6 protein-coding genes are annotated in these 6,255 nt (G+C 75.8%); 3 read left to right on the plus strand and 3 right to left on the minus strand.

Annotated elements, in window-relative coordinates:
• Positions 1 to 58: 58 nt before the first annotated feature.
• The 3 genes from ACWEMJ_RS12755 to ACWEMJ_RS12765 are packed head-to-tail and all read left to right on the plus strand — an operon-like array spanning position 59 to position 2,879.
• Positions 59 to 1,270: a cytochrome P450 gene (locus ACWEMJ_RS12755; RefSeq protein WP_452137019.1), complete on the plus strand. Its 1,212-nt coding sequence runs from the start codon at positions 59 to 61 to the stop codon at positions 1,268 to 1,270.
• 12 nt (positions 1,271 to 1,282) lie between these two features.
• The gene (locus tag ACWEMJ_RS12760) at positions 1,283 to 2,278 is read left to right on the plus strand and encodes an ADP-ribosylglycohydrolase family protein (protein ID WP_452137020.1); all 996 of its coding nucleotides are present in this window, start codon (positions 1,283 to 1,285) and stop codon (positions 2,276 to 2,278) included.
• Between the two features lie 58 nt (positions 2,279 to 2,336).
• A complete protein-coding gene (locus ACWEMJ_RS12765) occupies positions 2,337 to 2,879 on the plus strand; it encodes a hypothetical protein (RefSeq protein WP_452137021.1) in 543 nt (180 codons plus the stop codon).
• 42 nt (positions 2,880 to 2,921) lie between these two features.
• Here the strand turns inward: ACWEMJ_RS12765 and ACWEMJ_RS12770 are convergent, their stop codons facing one another.
• The 3 genes from ACWEMJ_RS12770 to ACWEMJ_RS12780 all read right to left on the minus strand — a co-directional run.
• Positions 2,922 to 3,947 carry an ADP-ribosylglycohydrolase family protein gene (locus ACWEMJ_RS12770; protein ID WP_452137022.1) on the minus strand — a complete coding sequence of 342 codons (1,026 nt, stop codon included), beginning with the start codon at positions 3,945 to 3,947 and terminating at the stop codon, positions 2,922 to 2,924.
• A 34-nt stretch (positions 3,948 to 3,981) separates the two neighbouring features.
• The gene (locus tag ACWEMJ_RS12775; RefSeq protein ID WP_452137023.1) at positions 3,982 to 5,271 is read right to left on the minus strand and encodes a DUF2786 domain-containing protein; all 1,290 of its coding nucleotides are present in this window, start codon (positions 5,269 to 5,271) and stop codon (positions 3,982 to 3,984) included.
• A 75-nt stretch (positions 5,272 to 5,346) separates the two neighbouring features.
• Positions 5,347 to 6,255 (minus strand): serine/threonine-protein kinase (locus tag ACWEMJ_RS12780; protein ID WP_452137024.1); only part of this gene is annotated, 909 nt, incomplete at its 5' end.

Raw genomic sequence — 6,255 nt, forward strand, 5'->3', positions numbered from 1 at the left:
GCGGTTCTGTTCGTCGGGCCGCATACGATGGCGGTCCGACGAGCAGGGAGAGCGCACCGTGGCGATCGACGTCTTCGACCCGTGGTCGGCCGAGTTCGTGGCCGACCCGTACCCGGCGTACGCGACGCTGCGCGAGCACGCGCCGGTCGTCCGCTTCGAGCCGACCGGCCAGTGGCTGGTCTCCCGGTACGCGGACGTCAACGCGCTGCTGCGGGACCGGCGGCTGGGCCGCACCTACACGCACCGCTTCGGCCACGAGGAGTTCGGGCAGAGCGCGCCGAACCCGGCGCACGAGCCGTTCCACACCCTCAACGACCACGGCCTGCTGGACCTGGAGGGCCCCGACCACGCCAGGATCCGGCGGCTGGTGGCGAAGGCGTTCACCCCGCGCATGGTGGAGTCGCTGCGCCCGACGGTGCGGCGGATGGCCGGCGAACTGGTCGACGGCCTGCTCGCGGACGGCGGCGGCGACCTGGTCGCGAAGGTCGCCGAGCCGCTGCCGGTCGCCGTGATCGCCGAGATGCTCGGCGTCCCCGAGTCGGACCGGCACCTGCTGCGGCCCTGGTCGGCCGACATCACCGGCATGTTCGAACTCGACCCGGACGAGGACACCGCCCGCCGGGCGGTCACCGCCAGCCTCGAATTCTCGGCCTACCTGCGGGAGTTGATCCGCCGCCGGCGCGAGGAGCCGGGCAGCGACCTGATCAGCGCGCTGGCCCGGGCCGCCGAGGACGGGCAGACGCTCAGCGAGCAGGAGATGATCTCCACCTGCGTGCTGCTGCTGAACGCCGGCCACGAGGCGACCGTCAACACCACCGGCAACGGCTGGTGGGCGCTGCTGCGCAACCCCGGCGAACTCGCCCGGCTGCGCGGCGCGGTGGACGAACTGCTGCCCACCGCCGTCGAGGAGCTGATGCGCTACGACACCCCGCTGCAGATGTTCGAACGCTGGGTGCTGGAGGACATCGAGGTCGGCGGCGTGCACATCCCGCGCGGCGCCGAGGTGGCGCTGCTGTTCGGCTCCGCCAACCGCGACCCCGAGCGGTTCACCGACCCCGACCGGCTCGACCTGGGCCGCGCCGACAACCCGCACATCACCTTCGGCGCCGGAATCCACTTCTGTCTCGGCGCGCCGCTTGCCAGACTGGAACTCACCGAGTCCTTCGGCGCGCTGCTGCGCAGGGCCCCCGGGCTGACGCTGCTGCGCGAACCCGAGTGGAACCCCGGCTACGTGATCCGCGGACTGGGGGAACTGCTGGTCGAGGTCTGAGAGGGGCGGGTCATGGGGCGGGCGACAGGGGCGATGCTGGGGCTGGCGATCGGCGACGCCCTCGGCAAACGCACCGAATTCCTGAACCTGCACGAGATCGGCCTGCTCAGCCCCGACTGGCGGCAGCTCCCGCTGCCGAAGAAGGCCCTGGTCACCGACGACACCCAGATGACGCTGGCCCTCGCCCGGGCGCTGCGCACCGCGCTCGCCGAGGGCCCGCTCGTCCCGCTGCGCCTCGAACTGCCGCTGCGCGAGGAGTTCGTGGACTGGTGGCGCTCCCCGAGCAACAACCGGGCCCCCGGCATGACCTGCCTGCGGTCCTGCTTCCGGCTGTCCACCGGGCGGCCCTGGCAGGACGCGTCCGACATCGGCTCCAAGGGCTGCGGCGCCAACATGCGGGTCGCCCCGCTCGGCCTGGTCCGCGAGCTGACGGACCGGCAGATCTCCGGCGCGTCCCAGCTGCAGTCCGGCCTCACCCACGGCCACCCCACCGCACTCGCCGCCAGCGAGCTCACCGCGTTCACCGTCCGATGGCTCGCCCAGGGCGTCGACCCGGCCGAGCTGCCCGCCCGGCTGCGCGCCCACGCCCTTCAACAGCGCGGCCACTACGACGAGTTCTGGCTCGGCGACCTCGCCGCCCGCGACCACTTCGGCTCGCCGGAGGACTTCATCGCCCGCGGCTGGGACGAGTGCCTGCGCGCCCTCGACCGCCTCGACGCGGCGCTCGCCGCCGGCGACGTCGAAGCCGATCCGTGCGAGCGCACCGGCGAGGGCTGGGTCGCCGAGGAGGCCTTCGCCACCGCGCTGCTCTGCTTCCTGCTGCTCCCCGACGACCCGGTCGCCGCCGTCCGCCGCGCCGCCGTCTCGGCCGGCGACTCCGACTCGCTGGCCTGCCTGGCCGGCGCCTTCGCGGGCGCCCGGCACGGCGCGGACGCCTGGCCGCAGGACTGGGTCGGGCGGATCGAGCACCGCGACGAACTGCTCGCCCTCGGCGCGCTCTGGGACTGACCCCGGGCAGTTCCGGAGAGCAGCGGTGAGCGGCCCGACGCAGGGGTAGGTTCCGGGCATGCTGACCACGCGTTCGCCGAAGGAATCGCACCTCTACATGACCCTGCGCCCCTGCGACTGCGGCGCGGCGACGCCCGCCTGCGAGCAGTCGGTCCGGCGGCAGCCCGGGGCCCTGGTCGCCGTGCACGAAGGCCGCTGCCCGTCCTGCGGCCGGCCGCGGCGCTTCGAGTTCCGGCTCCCGGAGACCGCCGCCCCGGACGGGAAGTTCGGCGGCGCGGACGCGTCCACCCTCCTCGACGCGGGTGAGTTCCTCGCCGTCAGCGAGCACTACCGCGACCTGGCCCGCACCCGCGCGCGGCAGAACACCCCGGAGGCCCTGGCCGCCGTTGTGCCGCTGCTGGACGAGGCGATCGCGGCCTTCGAGGAGATCGACAAGTTCATCCCCCGGGGCGCCGACGACGTCCCGGCCGACACCGTCACCTCCGAGATCGGCCGCAAGGTCTACGCCGCCAACGCCGGCCGCTTCAACCGCCGCCACCTGGACGAGGCACTGCACGGCCTGCACCGGCTGCGCGCCGCCTACGCCGAGCTCGGGGCCTGACCGCCCGCGCGGATCGCCTCCGCCGGGCTCGGGCCCGCCGGCTCAGCCGACCGGCAGCGGGTAGCGGTCGCCGAGCGCCGCCCGGTCGCCGCGGGCCAGCGCGACCAGGTCGTCGGCCACCCGCAGCAGCACGTCCCGGCCCTCCACCAGGGCGCACCAGTCGGCGGGCAGCCCGGACAGGCCGTACAGCGCGCCCACCAGGTTGCCGCAGACCGCGCCCGTCGAGTCGCTGTCGCCCGAGTGGTTCACCGACAGCACCAGCGCCGACCGGGCGTCCGGCGCGGCCAGCGCCGCGTACACCGCCACGGCCAGGCACTCCTCGGCGATCCAGCCCAGGCCGACCCGCTCCACGGCCTCCGCCGAACCCGGGCCCTCGTCCGCCACCCGCACCGCCCGGCGCAGCGCCTCCGTGGTCTCCGCGTGCGAGGGCATCGCCGCCAGCTGCGCCAGCGTCGCGTCCACCGCCGCCCGCAGCGGCAGCCCGGCCGCCACCCGCTCGATCAGCGCGGCGAACGCGCCCGCCGCCAGGTAGCCCGTCGGGTGGCCGTGGGTCAGCTGCGCGGCGTCGGCGGCCCGCCGGAACGCCGCCTCGGGGCCCAGCCCGGCCAGGCCGAACGGCGCGGAGCGCATCACCGTGCCGCAGCCCTTCGACTGCGGGTTGACCGGGCCCTCCTGGCCGAAGGGCACGGCGTCCCGGTAGTCCAGCACCACGCCGGTCATGCAGGCGTTGCCCGGGGCGCGCGAGGCGTACAGGAAGTCCTGCCCCGCCAGCCAGCCGTCCGGGGAGCTCACCGGACCGGGCATCCGCTGGGTGTGGAACCACCGGCGGTACGCGGCGTGCAGGTCCTCGCGGCGCCCGCCGCGCAGCAGGCCCTCCGCGGTGAACAGCGTCATCTGGGTGTCGTCGGTGACCTGGCCGCCGCGGCCGGCGTCCGCCAGGTCGGTCAGGCCCGCCGCGCCGTGGTGCCGCCGGATGCCGTCCAGGCGCAGGAACTCGATCGGCCACCCCAGCGCGTCGCCCAGCGCACCGCCGAGCAGCGACCCGCGCACCCGTTCCGAGAACTCCACAGCGCTTCCCCTCCCTCGCCGGGCCGGTGCTCCGTCAGCGTTCGATCCGGCCCGAACCACGGTGCAGCGTAGCCCGGTCGGCGGCCGCCCGTCCCTCGACCCAGCCCTCGCCGTCGCTCACCCGCACCCGCTGCGACACCAGCTTCGGGAACATCCGGCCCACCGCGTCGTCCACCGCCTCCGCCCGGGCCGCCAGCACCGGCAGCAGCCCGCCGTCCGGGGTCGGCACCGGCAGCGCCCCGCCGTCGGCCGTCCGGTCGCCGGGCTCGGCCGGCCGGCCCGCCGCCGCGTCCTCGGTGGCCCGCTCGGTGGCGTCCGCCAGCCGCTCCCGGATCCGCGCCGCGTACGCCACCAGGAACGACTGCCGGAACGCCTTCGTCCGCGCCGCCCCGTCCTTGTGCTTGCGGCTGCCCGCCCGGTGCATCGCCGACGTCGCCTGCACCAGCAGCGAGGTGTACAGCAGCTCGACGCCGTCCAGGTCGGCGTCGAAACCGATCACCGTGCAGAACCCGAACTCCTTCGCCCACACCACCCGGCACCGGTTCGCGGCCGCCACCGCGTCCAGCAGCATCGTCTTCGGGCCCTCGTACGGGTTGTCCACGCCGATCCGCAGCGCCGCCGGCTGGTCCGACGCCGGGCCGCCCGCCGACAGCAGCGCCTCGTCGATCGAGTGCCGCGCCATCAACTCCTGCGCCTTCGCGGTCAGCGCCTCCGCCTCGTCCGGGAACCCGGTCGACTCGGCCTTCGCCAGCAGCGCCCGGATCCGCCCCAGCATCCGCGGCTCCCCGCTGCGCGGCGCGCTCACCCGCGGCGCGGACTGCCCCGGCACCGGACCCACCGGCTGCACCGGGGGCAGCAGCGCCCACACCCGCAGCAGCTCCAGCGCCGCCGTCGCCAGCGCGAACCGGTCCAGCCGGTGCCGCTCCGCGAACGCCTGCAGGTACGCCTCGTCGGACGGCCACCAGGGCTCCGCCTCCAACTCCCGCAGCTGCTCCAGCCAGCGCCGGTCCAGCGCGGCCGCCGGATGCCGGCGGCCCTCCGCCGCGATCAGGTCCACCGCCAGCGCGACCTGCACCGCACTCAGCTCGCGCCGCGCCACCCGCACCAGGTCCGCCGGCCGCCAGCCCGCCGCCCAGCACCGGCCCACCGACCGCTCCGCGAAACCCAGCAGCGCCCGGCTCACCAGCGGCCACCGGTCCGCCGACGCCGCCAGCGCCGACGCCGCACCGTCCACCACGAACTCCAGCCCGTCGGCCGGCGCCGCCACCACCCGGCCCACCGCCTCGGCCAGCAACTCGTCCAGGGGCTGATCGGTGCTGGTCACGGTGGTCCTGCTTCCTGGCGCAACGGGGGAGGGGCGCTCCCCATGATGCCGGAGCGCCCCGCCGGACGAGTCGGCTCAGCCGCCCAGGGCGTCCCAGCCGCGCGCGATCTGCCGCTCCGCCGGCGTGCCGTCGGCGGTGAGCAGCGCCAGCAGCGCCGCCCCGTCGGCCGGGCGCAGCGCCAGGTCCTTGGCGAGGGCGCGCTCCACGACGCCGGCCAGTTCCGGGTCGAGCGCGCGGACGGCGGCGATCCCCGCCGGGTCCGGCTCCTCGTTCATCACCCGGTGGTAGACGGCGAACTGGTTGGCGGTCGCGAACGGACTGTCGCCGTGCGCCGCGCACACCAGGCAGCACGCCCACGCCCAGACGTCCGCGGCCGGCCCCACCGGCCCCTCGCCCAGCTGCTCCGGCGCCATGAACACCGGCGTGCCGACCATGCCGCCGGTCCTGGTCAGCCGGGTGTGGTCGGCCATCAGCGAGATCCCGAAGTCCAGCAGCTTCGGGCCGTCGCTGGTCATCATGATGTTCGACGGCTTCAGGTCGCGGTGCACCAGCCCGCCGCGGTGCAGCGCGTCCAGCGAGACGGCCAGCGCCACCGCGAGCGCCCGCAGCGCGGCCGGGTCGGCGAGGGTGCCGCGCTCGCGCAGGAACGCCTGCAGCGGCCGGCCGTCGAGCAGCTCCATCGCGATGAACGGGGTGCCGTCGGCGACGCCGGTGTCCAGCACCCGCGCGGTGTGCGCGGCCGGCGCCAGGGCCAGCACCTTCGCCTCGTTCGCGAACCGCCGGCGCAGCTCCTCGTCGTCCCCGGCGTCGGCGTGCAGCGTCTTCAGCGCGACCTGGGTGGCCGAGCCCTGACGCCGCGCCAGGTAGACGGTGCCGAACCCGCCCGAGCCGATCAGCCCGAGCAGCCGGTACGCCCCGATCGCGGTGGGCGCGCCGCCCGGCAGCGGCCTGGCCGCCACCGTCGGCACCCCGTCCGGGGCGCC

Source organism: Kitasatospora sp. NPDC004531 (assembly GCF_053602195.1).

Coding starts and splice junctions, on each gene's coding strand:
- ACWEMJ_RS12760 (WP_452137020.1), top strand. CDS start 1,283: ATGGGGCGGGCGACAGGGGCGATGCTGGGGCTGGCGATCGGCGACGCC.
- ACWEMJ_RS12765 (WP_452137021.1), top strand. CDS start 2,337: ATGCTGACCACGCGTTCGCCGAAGGAATCGCACCTCTACATGACCCTG.